We start from the raw sequence: 15,926 nt of genomic DNA on the forward strand, positions 1-15,926 counted from the left end.
GTTTGTCCATGAAAAGCTGCGCCAGGTTTGCGCATTTTCCAAACTAGTTCAGATCCTCCAACAGACGACCATGTTGGCGCGTTGCCTCAACGACCAGGCCAAAGGTTGTCATGCCGCGCGCCTGCAGCATTGGTAGCATTCTGACCAGCGCTTCGGCGGTAGCAACCGCATCACCCAGGGCGGTATGGCGCAGTTGTTCGGGGATGGTGATTTCCAACCGTTCACACAGAGCATCCAGCGTGTGTTTATCACTTGCCCCGAACAGCACGGCAGACAACAGAACCGTATCCAGAATGGGGTGATCCCAATCGACTTCCATGCGGTTTGCATGCCGCCGCAGAAACGCCATGTCGAATGGCGCGTTATGGGCCACGATCACTGCATCGCGGGCAAACTGATGCAGCGCGCGCCCGGCTTCGGCGATGCCCGGCGCACCCTGAACCATGCGATCACTGATCTTATGCACCTTGGTTGAGGCCGGAGGGATCGGGATGCCAGGATCAACCAGCATGTCCAGCTGCTCTCCGTCCACGATGCGCCCGTTGACAACCCGTACTGCTCCGATCTGAACGATTTCATCCTTGTGGGGCAGCAGTCCGGTGGTTTCGGTGTCAAACACGACGAAACACAAATCCTGCAGAGCTAGATTTTCGAAGGCTTCGTCCGTCGACGTGTTCAGCAAGTCGAAGTCATATACCAAAGGCCGTGCGGCTTCGGGTGCGATGTTCGCGGCACTGTCCTCGAAGATCAGCATGTATCCGGGTGCGCCGCCAAGGGGCTTTATGCGCGCGCGGTAACTCTGCGTACCATCGACGCTGGTTAGCGTGCAGGCGACCTCAAGCCCGGTCTTCACCAGTTTGGCATGAGCTTCCTCCAGCGGATCAGATTGCAGGTATTCAAACAACGAGGCATTCAGCCGGGGATGCGCAACCTGTGCCAGAACCTCGGCCGCCTGACCATCGTACAAAACGATCTTGTGTGTTGGGCTCGCCAACAGCATCGCAACTGGAATTTCGGTCAGTAAGGCCGTTAGACGGTATTTTTCTGCCGCCAGATGTGCCGTCTCTTCGGCCACGGCCTGCGCTACGTCCATGGCTTTACCGGACAATTGGTCGGCTAGTCCGGCCGCGGCTGGTGCCAGATCACCCAAATATCGCGCGGCCTGTGTGTCCAATTCGGTGCTGACCCCGGCATGCGCGCGGGCCCTAAGTTGGGCGGATATCCGTTCGATTGGCTTTGCAACATTGTCGTCGAACAATAACCAAACCGCCGCAGTCAAAGCCAGAAACCCAAAACCCATCAGGATTTCGGCAAAGATGAAGGAATCAAGCAGATCAGGATCAGCAACGCGCCGATAGCTGATCCACAGTGCCAGCGAGCTGACAGTCAGAGCGCCAAAGGCCAACAGGCAGAAGAACAGGAAAATGCGCAGACGCAGGCTTAACCGGTTCAGCATGTCACACTCCGCAGGTTGCCTCGACGATTGGGTCACTGGCGGTGACGTCGATCCAGTCGGCGTTCAGTAGCCGGCCGTCATCCGCGAATTCTGCCCCATCCGCAAGATTGGCGCGGCTGAACTCTTTGCAGTTGACCACGACCGGCAATTTTGAGACCGGAGCCCAGCGACCAAAGAGATACAGTTCTACCAACCGTTGTTCGGGAACCTGTTCATTGGTGCGAACAGAACCGGCATCAATGGCGGCAAAGCGGTCTACGAAGGGCACAGCATAGGTCCAGGGGCGATAGAAGGCGCGGCTTTCAACCTCTTGAATGACGGTCATACCTTCGGGAAGGGTATCGCGTGTGCGGTCGTACCAGGAATATTCACTGGTAATCGTCATGCCGATCATACCCAGACCAGCCGCAACGGGCGTCATCCAGCGGGGCAGGCGGCCACCCGTCACTTTGTTCAGAACCATTACGATGCCGGCAAAGGCAAAGCCTGCAAATATGGTGCCAATCAGTTCCAGAAACATGTGACTCTCCGTATGTCTTGCGTAGTCGCCAATAGTTATTGCCGGTTTAGCCCAGCATTCCCTTGCCGTGACCTACTGCCGATTGCATGGTTTTTACCACAACGAACGCATCCCGAAGATGACTTCGTTCAAAATCTGACAGGTCTGAGGGCGGCAGGAAATTGTCCGGCTTTTGATCACCCTTCACAAGCCTGACCTGATGCTCAAGGCGGGTTTCTGCGATCAGATCATACGCATCCAGCAAATCCCGCGCGCCCGAGGGGCTGAGGATGCCGCCAGATGCGGCTGCTTTCAAACGCGCCCGAGTATTGGCTTCGGTCAACTGGCCCTGAAGGCTGTAGATCCGCGCAAGGTCAACGACTGGGACCACACCGTTATGTTTGAGGTCCAGCGTGTTGCGATGTTCACCAGACCGGATGGTCGCAAACCCGCGCAACAGACCCAACGGAGGCGTGTGCTTAAGCGAGTTCGAGATCATGTGCGCCACAAAGATCGAGTTTGCGTTGGCCGCTGTCAGTGTCTCGGCCTGCAGATCGTCGAACAAGTGAAAGGCCCCTCCGATAGGGCGCAGGTCGAACATGACTGAGGCCAGCATTTGCGCCTCGGGGTTCGGTTTGGCGATCCACCCGTTGAAGTAGTCGCGCCAAACGCGGACAGGCTGACACCATCGTGGGTTGGTCGCCATCATGTCGCCCGGGCAATAGAAATATCCGCAGGTGTCCAGGCCATCCGACACGTACGTGGCAAGCTCGGCGAAGTACTTCATATCGGTATCGGTCACGCTGTTGTCCAGCATCAGACAGTTGTCCTGATCGGATACTCCGGTTTGTTCTTGCCGCCCTTGCGACCCACAGGCCAACCACAGATAGGGAACGGGTGCTGGGCCCAGCTTGTCCTCGGCCAAGGCCAACAACCGGCGGGTTGCCGTGTCTGCAATGTCCGTTATCAGCCGCGTCACGATCTCGTGCCGGTTTCCGGCAGCCACCAGTTGCACCAGAAGTTGCGGGATTTCAGCCGTTACCACCGCCATTTGATCCGCTGAGTCCGCTTGGGCAATACGGCGGACAAGCTCTGCCGAATTCACCGCCTGATAATGGGTTAGGTCCGTTTGCGTTACGATGCCGACCAAACGTCCACCTTCGCTGATCGGGATATGACCGATCCCGCGTTCCATCATCACGTGCAGAACGTCCGATCCAATGTCAGATGGCGACAGGGTGATTGGGTTCGCTGTCATGATCGCTGACACCGGCGTCTCTGCGGGCATGCCATTGGCCACGTATTTGCCCGAGATGTCGCGCAAGGTGGCGATGCCCAGCAGGTTATCCGCTTCGGTGACGCACAAGGATGAAATGTGCTTGTCACGCATGATCCGGGCGGCTTCTTGAACTGATGTATCCGGTGGGCAGGTTGCAGGGTTATGCGCCATAAGAACGTCAATCGCGCTGGTGGCCAGGCTTTGCGGGCCGGACCGGTTCGAACGGGTCCGGTTGAAGAATTTCGAAACGACGTCATGCCCATCGATCAACTCGCGCACCAGATCTGGCGGCAGAACCAGCAAAACGGATGGCGTATGCGCGCGCGCCTTGGTTGCGGCTTTCCCGTCTTTCAGTAGCCCACGCTCACCAAACGAATTGCGCAGACCAAGATGAGATACCACGGCGTCATTCTCATCGGTGATTTCAACGTGCCCTTCATAGATCACGAAAACGCCGGGCAGGGTGCGCCCAAGTTCGTACACGGGAAAGTCTTCCTCGACTTCCCAAACCTCGACCTGATTGGCGATCTGATCCAGTGTTTCTAGGGGCAGGGCATCATAGGGGTGGACGGATTTCAGGAACCGGGTGATTTCGTCATGAGACAGGGGCATCGTACAGTCCTGTGATTCCGGTTTTGAAAAATCCCGCCCGGTGGAGTGCCGGGCGGGAACAGTCGGTCGAAAGACGCGGCACATGGAAGTTAACCATATGCCGCATCATGCTCACTTGTTCTGAGCTGCGCCAGCGCCACGGGGAATGCGGACGCTTTCGACCAATTCAACGATCTCCGGCGGAGTCTCTTTGGTCATTCCGGCGACGACGTAAGCGACGCCAAAGTTGATCATTGCACCGATGGCGCCGAACGAGGTCGACTTGATCGGACCCAGAAGCGGATCAGCATCAGTGAACGAGTTGGTGCCCGGAATGAACAGCCAGCCCTTGTGCAGGAAGATGTAGACCAGAGTTACGGTCAGACCAGCCAGCATACCTGCGACAGCACCGGTGTTGTTGATACGGGTCGAGAAGATCCCCATCATCAGCGCCGGGAAGATCGAGGCAGCCGCCAGACCAAACGCCAGGGCCACGGTTTGCGCCGCAAAGCCCGGTGGGTTCAGACCCAAATAGGTTGCAACGACGATGGCCACAGCCATTGCGATACGAGCGGCCAGCAGTTCTCCTTTTTCAGAGATTTGCGGGTTGATCGCACCTTTGACAAGGTCGTGGGATACCGCCGACGAGATCGCCAGCAACAGACCCGCAGCGGTCGACAGAGCAGCCGCAAGACCACCGGCAGCGACCAGACCGATCACCCAACCCGGCAGGTTGGCAATCTCGGGGTTGGCCAGAACCAGGATGTCGCGGTTGAACTTGGTCAGCTCGTTTCCAACCCAGCCTTTTTCTTCCGCAAGTGCCTGCATGTCGGCGTTCTTGTCGTTGTAGTACTGGATCTTGCCGTCGCCGTTCTTGTCTTCCCAGTCCAACAGACCGGTTTTCTGCCACGTCTGCATCCAGTCATAGCGCGGATCATTGTCGATATCCTCGACCGAGACAGCGCCACCTTCGATGCCACCGTTGGGCCACATCATGTCGGTGATGTTCAGACGCGCCATTGCGCCAACCGCAGGGGCGGTTAGATACAGCAGAGCGATGAAGACCAGCGTCCAGCCAGCGGACCAGCGGGCGTCAGACACTTTCGGCACGGTGAAGAAGCGCATGATCACGTGGGGCAGACCGGCGGTGCCGATCATCAGCGACAGTGTGAAAAGAACCATGTTCAGCGTGTTCGAGTGATGAGCTGTGTATTCGTTAAAGCCCAGCTCGGTCACGATCGCATCCAGCTTGGTCAGCAGAGGCTCACCGCTTGCGGTGTCGCTGAACAGACCCAGCGCCGGAACCGGCGTACCCGTTAGCTGCAGCGAGATGAAGATCGCCGGGATAGTGTAGGCGGTGATCAGTACGCAGTACTGAGCGACCTGAGTGTAGGTCACGCCTTTCATCCCACCGAACACCGCGTAAGCAAACACGACACAGGCGCCGATCAGCAGACCGGAGGTGTTCGATACCTCGAGGAAGCGGCCAAAGGCCACGCCCACACCGGTCATCTGACCAATCACGTAAGTCACCGATGCAACGATCAAACAGATCACCGCAACGATACGCGCGGTCTGGCTGTAGAAACGGTCGCCGATGAATTCCGATACAGTGTATTTGCCAAACTTACGCAGATAGGGCGCAAGCAGCAGTGCCAGAAGCACGTAACCACCGGTCCAACCCATCAGGAAGGTCGAATTGTCATAGCCGGTAAAGGCGATCAGGCCTGCCATCGAAATGAACGAGGCCGCAGACATCCAGTCTGCCGCTGTTGCCATGCCGTTGGTGACCGGGTGAATGCCGCGACCGGCGGCGTAGAATTCTGATGTGGAACCCGCGCGGGCCCAGATCGCGATGCCGATGTACAGCGCAAAAGACGCGCCGACAAAGAGCAAGTTGATGGTAAACTGGTCCATTCCGCTTACTCCTCATCCACGCCGTATTCGGCGTCCAACTTGTTCATGCGCCAGGCGTAGTTGAAGATCAGCACCAGAAAGACCAGGATCGATCCTTGCTGAGCGAACCAAAAGCCCAGATCGGTGCCGCCAACGGCGATGCCAGACAGCAGCGGACGCAGCAGAATGCCGAATCCAAAAGACACCAGCGCCCAGATCACGAGGCTGATGTAGATGAGACGCAGGTTCGCCTGCCAATAGCCTTTGTCGGCCTCGGCAGTCTGCGCGGAGTTTGTTGATTGATCCGCCATTGCGGGTTCCTCCTTCGCTTCTTCCATGGGCGACCCGTTGTCTTAAACCTCCAACGCGCGGGGCCGCTTTTCGATTTGCCGAATGCCGGACGGCATCGGGCAAAACTTCTCCGATCCGCCAAGGCGGGTACTTTGAAGTTTTCCTTTAGGAATTAAACCCTTATTCAGGGCGGGCCGTCTTCCCTTAGTTCATGGCGTCGCTGACGATCCTTTCCAGATTGCCTGCGATGTCGTCGATATTGCCCATGGCGTTCAGACCTTTGAGAACACCGTGGTCTTGGTAATAGGTAATCAGCGGCGCGGTTTGCGCATGATAGGCCGCCAGACGTGAGGCGACGGTTTCGGCATTATCATCAGCGCGGCGCTTGAATTCCGTGCTGCCGCATTTGTCGCATTTGCCTTTAATGGCTGGGATTTTGAACGTGTCATGGAACCCTTCGCCACATCCGGCACAGGTGTAGCGGCCCGAGATGCGGATAACCATTTCGCCATCTTCGACTTCAAGACTGATGGCGGCGTTGATCTTCTGCCCGGTTTCCGAAAGTAGCCCATCCAACGCCACGGCCTGAACCGTGGTGCGCGGAAAGCCGTCCAGAATGACGCCCTTGGCGCAGTCCGGCTCAGCTAGGCGATCACGAAGGATGGCAATGACGATGTCGTCGCTGACCAGATCACCAGCTTCCATCACGGCCTTTGCGGCTTTCCCAGCATCGGTTTCCGCTGCGACAGCGGCGCGTAGCAGGTCGCCGGTGCTGAGTTGAACCAACCCGAACTTATCCTCGAGCATACGGGCCTGTGTTCCCTTCCCGGCACCCGGAGGGCCGAGAAGGATCAGAACAGCGGGTGTGGTGATCGTGGCAGCGTCCATCACATCCTCACTTGTTCGCACGGTTTTCGATCAGGTCTTCGACCACCGACGGATCAGCCAATGTCGAAGTGTCGCCCAATGCGCCAAAGTCGTTCTCGGCGATCTTGCGCAGGATACGGCGCATGATTTTGCCCGAGCGGGTCTTGGGCAGGCCGGGCGCCCACTGGATTACGTCAGGCGATGCAATCGGGCCGATCTCGGTCCGGACCCAGGTGCGCAGCTCTTTCAGTAATTCATCCGACGGCTCACGGTCATTCATCAGAGTGACATAGCAATAGATGCCTTGCCCCTTGATCTCATGGGGGTATCCGACCACAGCGGCCTCGGCGACGGCGGCATGCGCGACAAGCGCGCTTTCGACCTCGGCGGTCCCCATTCGGTGGCCCGAGACGTTGATCACGTCATCCACACGACCGGTAATCCAGTAATCTCCATCCTCATCACGACGACAACCGTCACCGGTAAAGTAGTAACCTTTGTAGTCCGAGAAATAGGTCTTTTCGAACCGTTCATGATCACCCCAGACGGTGCGCATTTGGCCGGGCCAGCTGTCCTTGATACACAGAACACCTTCGACGCCGTTGCCGTTGATCTCGATGCCTGATTGCGGGTCCAGAACCACGGGCTGAATGCCAAAGAAAGGCTTCATCGCGGCACCAGGCTTCATCGCGTGTGCACCGGGCAGGGGTGTCATCAGGTGACCGCCGGTCTCGGTCTGCCACCACGTGTCAACGATGGGGCAATTTCCTTTACCGACGACCTCATTGTACCAGTTCCAGGCTTCAGGGTTGATCGGTTCGCCCACGGTGCCCAGTAGTTTGAGGTCGCTCAGATCATGCTTCTCGACCCACTCGTTGCCTTGTCCCATCAACGCGCGGATTGCGGTTGGTGCGGTGTAGAACTGGTTGACCTTGTGCTTGGCGCACACCTCCCAGAAACGGCCTGCGTCGGGGTAGGTCGGAACGCCTTCGAACATCAGTGTAGTTGCGCCGTTGGCCAGCGGGCCATAGACGATATAGCTGTGGCCGGTGACCCAGCCCACGTCAGCCGTGCACCAATACACATCGCCCTCGTGGTAGTCGAAGGTGATCTCATGGGTCAGCGATGCGAAAACCAGATAGCCGCCAGTGGTATGTACCACACCCTTGGGTTGTCCGGTCGAGCCGGAGGTGTAGAGGATGAACAGCGGGTCTTCGGCGCTCATCTCAGCAGGGGCGCAGTAGTCATCGGCCTCAAGCGCCATTTCGTTGTAATCATAGTCGCGGCCGTCGATCCATGTGGTCTGACCACCGGTGCGCTTGACCACCAGGCATTTCACTGTGTCTTTGCAGTGCAGAAGAGCAGCATCCGCATTGGATTTCAGCGCAGTCTTGCGGCCGCCTCGCGGGGCCTCGTCGGCGGTGATGACAACCTTTGCGTCGCAGCCATTGACGCGCGCCGCCAAAGCGTCTGGTGAGAAGCCTGCAAAGACGATCGAATGGATCGCGCCAATGCGCGCGCAGGCCAGCATGGCATAGGCGGCCTCGGGGATCATCGGCATATAAATCACAACGCGGTCGCCCTTACGCACGCCCAGCGATTCCAGAATGTTTGCCATCCGGCAGGTCCGGCGGTGCAACTCAGCATAGGTGATGTGCTGCGCTTCGTCTTTTGGATCATCCGGCTCCCAGATGATCGCCGTCTGATCGCCGCGGGTTTTCAGGTGACGGTCCAAACAGTTGGCCGAAACGTTCAGCGTGCCGTCTGCGTACCAGTTGATTCCGACCGAGCCGAAATCATAGTTTACGTCTTTGACCTGTGTGTAGGGCTTGATCCAGTCGATCCGCTTGCCTTGTTCGTCCCAGAACGCGACGGGATCGTTGATCGAAGCCGCATACATCTCAGTGTATTTTTCAGCGTTAACATGCGTGCGGGCCACGGTTTCGGCGGACGGCGGAAAGGTATTGGCTTCTGCCTGGGCAGCGGTTGTCATTCTGAGGCTCCTCCCTCTGGATCATATTGAATCAGACCGATTTTGCCTGCTGAACTGGCGATGTCGATCTGTTTCCTCCTTATGCGCAATAATACGGAGAGCTGAAAACAAGGGAATAAATTACCGATTTATCACGATTAGTTTGTAAATTATTTTTTTGACTCGGAGTGATTTTGTAAAGAAAGAGGCTGTCATTGGGAATAGTGGTTTTTTTACATAGCCTTGGATGTAATGAAAATTTGTGAGGAAATAAGCCGCCCGATTGCAACTAAATTGCACCTGAGACTCACCTTTCGGTTGTTAGCGCTCAACGGTACCGTTCCTTGCTGGCCATGAATGCTGACCGGGGGTTGGCACATTCCGATGTTGGCGCTAGCTTTGACCGCAAGCGCCTCGGTAAGGGGGTGCAGCAAAGGGAGAAATCAGTATGAAAAAGATTTTGAGCGGCTCTGCTGTGGCCGCCTTGTGTGTTGCGTTCGTGTCCGAGGCAGCCGCAACTGAATGGAATGCTTCGGTCTGGGGCAAACGTCGTGCGTTCACCGAGCATGTTGAGAAACTGTCTGAGTTGGTCAGCGAAAAGACAAACGGCGATTTCACCATCAATGTCAGCTATGGCGGCCTGTCCAAGCCGCGCGAAAACCTGGATGGAATCGAAATTGGTGCGTTTGAGATGGCGCAGTTCTGTGCCGGATATCATCGCGACAAAAACCGCGCGATCACCGTTCTGGAACTGCCGTTCCTAGGCGTGAACAACCTGGATGAGGAAGTTGCTGTCAGCCACGCGGTTTACGATCACCCTGCCGTTAAGGATGAGATGGCGCAGTGGAATGCGCGTATCATCATGACCTCGCCCATGCCGCAGTACAACATCGTCGGAACCGGCGACCCGCGTGACGAACTTGCCGAGTTCGAAGGCATGCGTGTCCGCGCCACAGGTGGTCTGGGCAAGGCATTCGAGGCGGTAGGTGGTGTGCCGACTTCGGTTCCTGCAACCGAGGCCTTTAACGCAATGGAGTCCGGTGTCGTTGACACGGTTGCCTTTGCTCAGCACGCGCACCTGTCTTTTGGCACGATCAACGAAGCGGATTGGTGGACGGCCAACCTGAACCCTGGCACTGTGAATTGCCCGGTTGTGGTCAATATCGATGCCTATGAGGCACTGCCAGCTGAGCATCGCGAAGCACTGGACAGTTCGATCGACGAAGCGATTGATCACTATCTGGCCAATTATGGATCGCTGCTGGATCAGTGGGACAGTGTTTTGGACGAAAAGGGCGTCGCAAAGGTACAGATCGATGATGCGGTAATCGCAGAGTTCCGCACCAAAGCTGCCGATCCCATCCGGGCACAGTGGATTGAGGATATGTCCGCTCAGGGTATTCCTGCGCAGGACCTGTATGATCTGGTCCAGTCCACGCTGGAACAGCAACGCAGCGGTAACTAAGCACATAATCCGGATGCCCATCGGGGCATCCGGACACCAATAAAAATACAGGGGAACACCGCAATGGCAGGACAGGCCACGGTGCTTGACGACAACAGCCTCCTGAGTTCTTTGGACCGTAAGTTGTTGAGGTTAGAGCGGTTTCTGGCTCTGATCAGCGGCCTTACCGTGTTCAGTCTTATGGTTCTGGCGGTGGTCTCGGTCAGCGGACGCAATGCGATTAACGCACCTTTGCCGGGATATGTCGACTGGATCGAACAGGCGATGCCGCTGATTGCTTTTCTGGGCATTTCATATGTTCAGCGCGATGGCGGTCATATACGGATGGACATTGTCATCTCACGCCTGCACGGCCGGGCGCTGTGGCTGTTCGAGCTTATTTCGGTTCTTCTGATGCTGGTGCTGATGCTGGCCTTGGTCTGGGGCAGTTGGTCCCATTTTGACCGCTCGTTCGACTTTGGCGCGCCGATGTGGAGCCGGGACAGTTCAATCGACATCGGTATCCCGCTTTGGCCGGCCAAACTGCTGGCACCTGTGGCGTTCTCGGTGCTTTGCCTACGGCTGTTACTTCAGGTTTGGGGATATGGTCGCGCGCTGATCTTAGGGGCCGAAAGCCCCGTAGCCGTTCCACTGATACAGGATGCGGCTGCTCAGGCCGCTGCCGAAGCCGAACAATTCGAAGGGCAGGACTAGCGCATGGACTCGATAGAGATTGGCCTGTGGGTCACGGGTGGCCTGCTGGTTTTGGTTGTGACCGGAATGCGCGTGGCCTTCGCGGCGGGGCTTGCGGGGCTGTTTGGGTTGGTTTGGATTTTCTGGGCCAAGTTCGGATACGATCCGGATCGCTTCGGCAAAGCATTAACCGTCGCGGTCAAGACGGCGGGGCAGGTGCCCCATTCCAAGGTTGCGGCCCATACGCTCAGCCTGATCCCCACCTTTATCCTGATCGGTTATCTGGCCTATTATGCGGGCCTGACGCGCGCGTTGTTCGAGGCCGCTAAACGTTGGGTTGCGTGGGTGCCCGGAGGGCTCGCGGTTTCGACTGTGTTCGCCACAGCCGGGTTCGCGGCCGTTTCTGGCGCGTCGGTGGCGACCTCGGCAGTTTTCGCCCGGATCGCTATCCCCGAGATGCTGAAAGTCGGTTACAACAAGCAATTCGCAGCCGGAGTGGTCGCAGCGGGCGGTACACTTGCATCCCTTATCCCGCCATCCGCGATCCTTGTGATCTATGCGATCATCGTGGAACAGGATGTGGGCAAACTGCTGCTTGCCGGGTTTATCCCCGGTGCATTTTCGGCCGTTGTGTACGGTCTGCTGATCGTCGGCATCGCGGTTGTGTTCAAAAACGTTGGTCCACCGGTAACAGGCTTCACCTGGAAGCAGCGTTTTGCGTCGCTGCCGGGCGCCTTTCCGATTGTCGCTGTAATCCTGATCATCATTTGCTTTGTCTATAACCCGTTTGGAGAAAAGGCCTGGGGCACTCCAACCGAAGGCGGAGCAATCGGTGCCTTCATCGTCTTCTGTTTCGCCCTTTTCCACGGAATGCGGTGGCCCGAGCTGAAATCGGCGCTGCTGGAAACCGCCAAACTGACGGCCATGATCTTCACGATCATCTGGGGGGTGCTGATCTACGTACGGTTTCTGGGGTTTGCGGATCTTCCAGGCGCGTTTTCGGACTGGATCACTTCGTTGGAAATGTCACCGATGCTGATACTGATCTGTATCCTGCTCGCCTATGCGGTCTTAGGCATGTTCATGGATGCCATCGGGATGCTGTTGCTGACATTACCGGTCGTCTATCCGGCGGTCATGGCCCTAAACGGAGGGGAGACGGTCAGTGCCGCCGAAAGCGCCTTTGGCATGTCAGGTCCGATGTGTGCGATCTGGTTTGGTATTCTGGTGGTGAAAATGGCCGAGTTTTGCCTGATCACGCCTCCTATTGGCCTAAATTGTTTCGTGGTTGCAGGCGTGCGTCCGGATCTGAGCGTTCAGGACGTGTTCAAAGGCGTAACCCCGTTCTTCATCGCCGATGGCGTGACGATCGCGCTGCTCGTGGCGTTTCCCGGTATCGTACTCTACCTGCCGTCGCTGGCCGGATAGAAAAAGCCCCCGGTGGTGAACCGGGGGCTAGTCGACGTGAAGTGCGGGTTCTTCAGCTCGCCCGCATCAGCATTCCATACAGATCCCGCGGATCATCCGGATCTGCCAACATGTCCAAAGGTTCAAAGAAATCAGTGCCTTTGATGGCGGACTGGACGTAGCACAAGGCCGAGAAATCCTCGATCGCGAAGCCAACGCTATCAAAAAGAGTGATCTGTCGGTCGTCGCGTCGGCCCTTGGCCTGGCCGGTCATGACCTGCCACAATTCGGTCACTGGGTGATCCTCGGCCAAGGCCTGAATCTCGCCCTCGATGCGTGTTTGTTCCGGGTATTCGACGAAGATGTCCGAGCGCAGCAGAATATCGCGGTGTAGTTCGGTCTTGCCGGGGCAATCACCGCCAATTGCATTGATGTGGACGCCCGGTCCAACCATGTTGTCGGTCAGGATCGTTGCGTTTTTCTTATCTGCGGTGCAGGTCGTAATGATCTGAGCGCCTTCGATGGCGTCCTCGGGTGTTTTGCAAAGCACGACCGTCAGCCCGGAATTTTTAAGGTTTGCCGCGCATTTTTCGGTGGCCGCATGATCTGTATCGTAAAGGCGCACAGTGTCGATCCCGCACATGGCCTTGAACGCCAGGCATTGGAACTCGGACTGAGCGCCATTCCCAATCATCGCCATGACGCGCGATGACTTTGGTGCCAGATGGCTGCCGACAAGGGCCGAGGTTGCCGCCGTGCGAAGGGCGGTCAACATCGTCATTTCGGTCAAAAGCGTAGGGTAGCCGGTATAGACGTCGGCCAGAAGGCCAAAGGCTGTCACGGTCTGCAGGCCCTCGGACGTGTTCTTGGGGTGCCCGTTGACGTATTTAAACCCATATGCCTCACCATCCGAGGTTGGCATCAGTTCGATTACGCCATGGGGAGAATGCGCCGGAATGCGAGGGGTCTTGTCAAAGCTTTCCCAGCGTTTGAAGTCGGATTCAATCTGAGCCGCGATTTGAGTGATCATCTTTTCAAGCCCAATATGGTGCACCAGCCGCATCATGTTGTCGACGGATACAAAGGGCACAAGCGCCTTGTCAGAAGGTTGCATCATGGTCTCCTATCGGCGGGAAAGGTGGATACCGGCGATCATGCAACGTACTGATCCTCCGGCTGTTTCAATGGTTGGAACCGACAATGGCAGCAAAGCCGCGCTGTCTTCGATGATGTCGATCTGTGCGGGCTTAAGCGCAGCTTTGGCGCGGCTGGAAAGCGCCAGAACAAGGCCGTCGCGGCCACTGAGCTCAATGGTGTTTCCGGCAAAATTTGCGATCTGGTCATGCGACAGGTCGATGACGGTACGACCGGATTCCTCCAGTCGCGCCTTGACTGTCGCACGGCGTTCCGGGTCGGCAATCATGTCGAGGCAGATCAGTGCATAATGTGTGCCGATCCCCATCAGGACATTGGTGTGATAGACATCTCTGCCTTCGGCGTCCCGGGCTTCGAACGCGATGGGTTCGTAGTTGAAGTTGGTACAGAACCGCTCCAATAGAACGGGGTCGGCGCGGTTGGACTTGACCGTGTAGGCAATGCGTCCGACGTGGTCGAGAACCATTGCGCCAGTGCCTTCAAGCGCAAGATTGTCCTGCTCTAGTCCCGAATAGTCGATTACGTCCTGAACGCGGTCTTCCTGTTTCAACAACTCGATAACATCGGTGCGGCGTTCGCTCCGACGCGATGGAACAAACATCGGGTAGATCGCCACATGTCCGCCGGGATGTGTCGAGAACCAGTTGTTGGGAAAGACACTGTCAGGCGTGTTCAGGTGGCCGTGATCGTCAAAGACATGAACCGTGACACCGGCTTCACGCAGTTGCTCTACCGCGCGATCATGTTCATCGCGCGCGGCTGCTGAAGTTGCCTCGGCGGACCGGTGTGCCAGCGTCTGAAACGCATTGTCATTGCTGGTTTCCGGGTTCGAGATAAACTCATGCGGGCGCACCATGACGACTGCGGAAGGAGATTGAAGGGAATTCATCAGAAGCTCCGGGTCGGACGGTCGAAGATGCGGCGGCCCAGCAAGGAGGCAGCCAAATCGACCATCAGTTTTGCGGTTCGTCCACGCTCATCCAGAAACGGGTTCAGTTCGACCAGGTCCAGTGAGCAGACCAGACCGCTTTCGTGCAGCAGTTCCATCACCAGATGGGCTTCGCGTTCGGTCGCGCCTCCAGGAACAGTGGTGCCAACAGCGGGCGCAATTGAAGGGTCCAGAAAGTCGACGTCCAGCGAGACGTGCAGGATACCGTTTGCTGCGCGTACTCGGTCGAGGAGCGCGATCAACGGCGCCTTGATGCCATGTTCATCAATGCTGCGCATGTCTGCCAGCATGGCCTGATCCTGTTCCAATCGTGCACGTTCAGCCGGGTCCACGGATCGCAGGCCGATCATACCCACTCGGTCCGTTGGGACCGGGGCAGCCAGCGGAGGAAAGGCGTCAAACCCGGGTTGCCCGGTGAAATAGGCAACCGGTGTGCCGTGCAGGTTGCCGCTGCCGGTGCTGTCTGGTGTATGAAAGTCGCTGTGCGCGTCCAGCCAAAGCACGAACAGGGGGCGACCGATCCTGTCGGCATGTGCTGCCATCCCGGCAACTGTGCCCATGGACAAAGCGTGATCGCCGCCCATAAAAATCGGCAGTCCGTTCGGCGCGGTTTCCTGTGCGGCGCGGCTCAGGGCGCTGGTCCAGCCGATGCACTCGGGCAGCGCCACAAGGTGTGGATGCTCCGGTACATCTGACGGATCGGCGCTGACATTGCCGATATCCGACACTTGGTGCCCGAGGTCAGTCAGAGCTTGTTCCAGACCGGCCACCCGGTAGGCGTCCGGGCCCATGCGGCACCCCTGACGACGCTTACCTGCGTCCATTGGTGCGCCAACCAATATTACATTTTGCGTATCCATATGACTATCTAGACCCTCGTGATGGCTTGCGAAAAGACAGCAAAATGTTCAAAATGGCATTCGGATAAACGAAATGAGAAGCAGTCATGGACGATTTGGATAGCAGGCTGCTCAGCGCCTTGCACCGGGATGCAAGGGCGTCCCTGTCCGAGCTCGCCGAAACGCTGGGTGTGACGCGCACTACGGTTCGCAGCCGCCTGCAGCGCCTCAAACAATCCGGAGAGATTGTTGGGTTTACGGTACTCACCCGTCAGGACGTGGCGCAAAGCCCGGTGCGCGGCTTGATGATGCTGGAAATCGAAGGCCGCGGAACAGAGCGCACGATGGCCCGAATTGCCGCCATGCGTCAGGTGCGTGCTGTTCACTCCACAAACGGCAGCTGGGATCTGATCGCCGAAATCTGGACCGAAACACTGGCCGAGTTGGACGAGGTGCTGTTCCAGATTCGCCGTATGGAGGGGATCACCAAGTCCGAGACCAACCTGCTGCTGTCCACCCGCAAAGGTCGGTTGTGACCCCCGTAGTGCTTTGAGCCTGAACGAAAATGTGCAAAAGTCGGCTTGCGCG

General features: G+C 57.4%; 14 protein-coding genes. 4 read left to right on the top strand and 10 right to left on the bottom strand.

Features of this window, described 5'->3' with window-relative positions; all coding sequences use genetic code 11:
• Nucleotides 1-43: 43 nt before the first annotated feature.
• From RUA4292_RS11515 to acs, 7 genes are all read right to left on the bottom strand, one after another.
• Nucleotides 44-1,456 (bottom strand): 3'-5' exonuclease, encoded by a 1,413-nt coding sequence (locus RUA4292_RS11515; RefSeq protein WP_058277702.1) that lies wholly within the window; start codon nt 1,454-1,456, stop codon nt 44-46.
• 1 nt (nt 1,457) lies between these two features.
• Nucleotides 1,458-1,976, bottom strand: a complete 519-nt coding sequence (locus RUA4292_RS11520) for a hypothetical protein (RefSeq protein ID WP_058277703.1) — start codon at nt 1,974-1,976, stop codon at nt 1,458-1,460.
• A gap of 46 nt (nt 1,977-2,022) precedes the next feature.
• On the bottom strand, nt 2,023-3,846 hold the full coding sequence (locus RUA4292_RS11525; RefSeq protein WP_058277704.1) for a DUF294 nucleotidyltransferase-like domain-containing protein: 1,824 nt from the start codon (nt 3,844-3,846) through the stop codon (nt 2,023-2,025).
• Nucleotides 3,847-3,957: 111 nt separating this feature from the next.
• Nucleotides 3,958-5,742, bottom strand: a complete 1,785-nt coding sequence (locus tag RUA4292_RS11530; RefSeq protein WP_058273825.1) for a sodium:solute symporter family protein — start codon at nt 5,740-5,742, stop codon at nt 3,958-3,960.
• 5 nt (nt 5,743-5,747) lie between these two features.
• Complete coding sequence (locus RUA4292_RS11535) at nt 5,748-6,032, bottom strand: DUF4212 domain-containing protein (RefSeq protein WP_058274238.1); 285 nt, start codon at nt 6,030-6,032, stop codon at nt 5,748-5,750.
• A gap of 184 nt (nt 6,033-6,216) precedes the next feature.
• Complete coding sequence (locus RUA4292_RS11540) at nt 6,217-6,900, bottom strand: adenylate kinase (RefSeq protein WP_058277705.1); 684 nt, start codon at nt 6,898-6,900, stop codon at nt 6,217-6,219.
• Nucleotides 6,901-6,907: 7 nt separating this feature from the next.
• Complete coding sequence (gene acs, locus RUA4292_RS11545) at nt 6,908-8,872, bottom strand: acetate--CoA ligase (protein ID WP_058277706.1); 1,965 nt, start codon at nt 8,870-8,872, stop codon at nt 6,908-6,910.
• Between the two features lie 427 nt (nt 8,873-9,299).
• Here acs and dctP point away from each other — a divergent pair, with 427 nt between their 5' ends.
• From dctP to RUA4292_RS11560, 3 genes are all read left to right on the top strand, one after another.
• The gene (gene dctP, locus RUA4292_RS11550; protein ID WP_058273822.1) at nt 9,300-10,316 is read left to right on the top strand and encodes a TRAP transporter substrate-binding protein DctP; all 1,017 of its coding nucleotides are present in this window, start codon (nt 9,300-9,302) and stop codon (nt 10,314-10,316) included.
• Nucleotides 10,317-10,379: 63 nt separating this feature from the next.
• Entirely contained in the window at nt 10,380-11,009 is a 630-nt protein-coding gene (locus tag RUA4292_RS11555; protein ID WP_058277707.1) for a TRAP transporter small permease, read from the top strand.
• 3 nt (nt 11,010-11,012) lie between these two features.
• Nucleotides 11,013-12,416 carry a TRAP transporter large permease gene (locus RUA4292_RS11560; RefSeq protein WP_058277708.1) on the top strand — a complete coding sequence of 468 codons (1,404 nt, stop codon included), beginning with the start codon at nt 11,013-11,015 and terminating at the stop codon, nt 12,414-12,416.
• A 52-nt stretch (nt 12,417-12,468) separates the two neighbouring features.
• Here RUA4292_RS11560 and ocd read toward each other — a convergent pair whose 3' ends face one another.
• From ocd to rocF, 3 genes are read right to left on the bottom strand one after another with little or no spacing between them, the layout of a single operon-like run.
• Nucleotides 12,469-13,512 (bottom strand): ornithine cyclodeaminase, encoded by a 1,044-nt coding sequence (gene ocd / locus RUA4292_RS11565; RefSeq protein WP_058277709.1) that lies wholly within the window; start codon nt 13,510-13,512, stop codon nt 12,469-12,471.
• A gap of 6 nt (nt 13,513-13,518) precedes the next feature.
• Entirely contained in the window at nt 13,519-14,439 is a 921-nt protein-coding gene (ctlX, locus tag RUA4292_RS11570; RefSeq protein ID WP_058277710.1) for a citrulline utilization hydrolase CtlX, read from the bottom strand.
• The gene (gene rocF / locus RUA4292_RS11575; protein WP_058277711.1) at nt 14,439-15,359 is read right to left on the bottom strand and encodes an arginase; all 921 of its coding nucleotides are present in this window, start codon (nt 15,357-15,359) and stop codon (nt 14,439-14,441) included. The genes ctlX and rocF overlap by 1 nt, the downstream gene beginning before the upstream one ends.
• A gap of 86 nt (nt 15,360-15,445) precedes the next feature.
• Between rocF and RUA4292_RS11580 the strand changes: the two genes are divergently transcribed.
• Entirely contained in the window at nt 15,446-15,874 is a 429-nt protein-coding gene (locus RUA4292_RS11580) for an Lrp/AsnC family transcriptional regulator (RefSeq protein ID WP_058277712.1), read from the top strand.
• The last annotated feature ends 52 nt before the right edge of the window (nt 15,875-15,926 follow it).

The organism is Ruegeria atlantica, from assembly GCF_001458195.1.
GTDB lineage: Bacteria > Pseudomonadota > Alphaproteobacteria > Rhodobacterales > Rhodobacteraceae > Ruegeria > Ruegeria atlantica.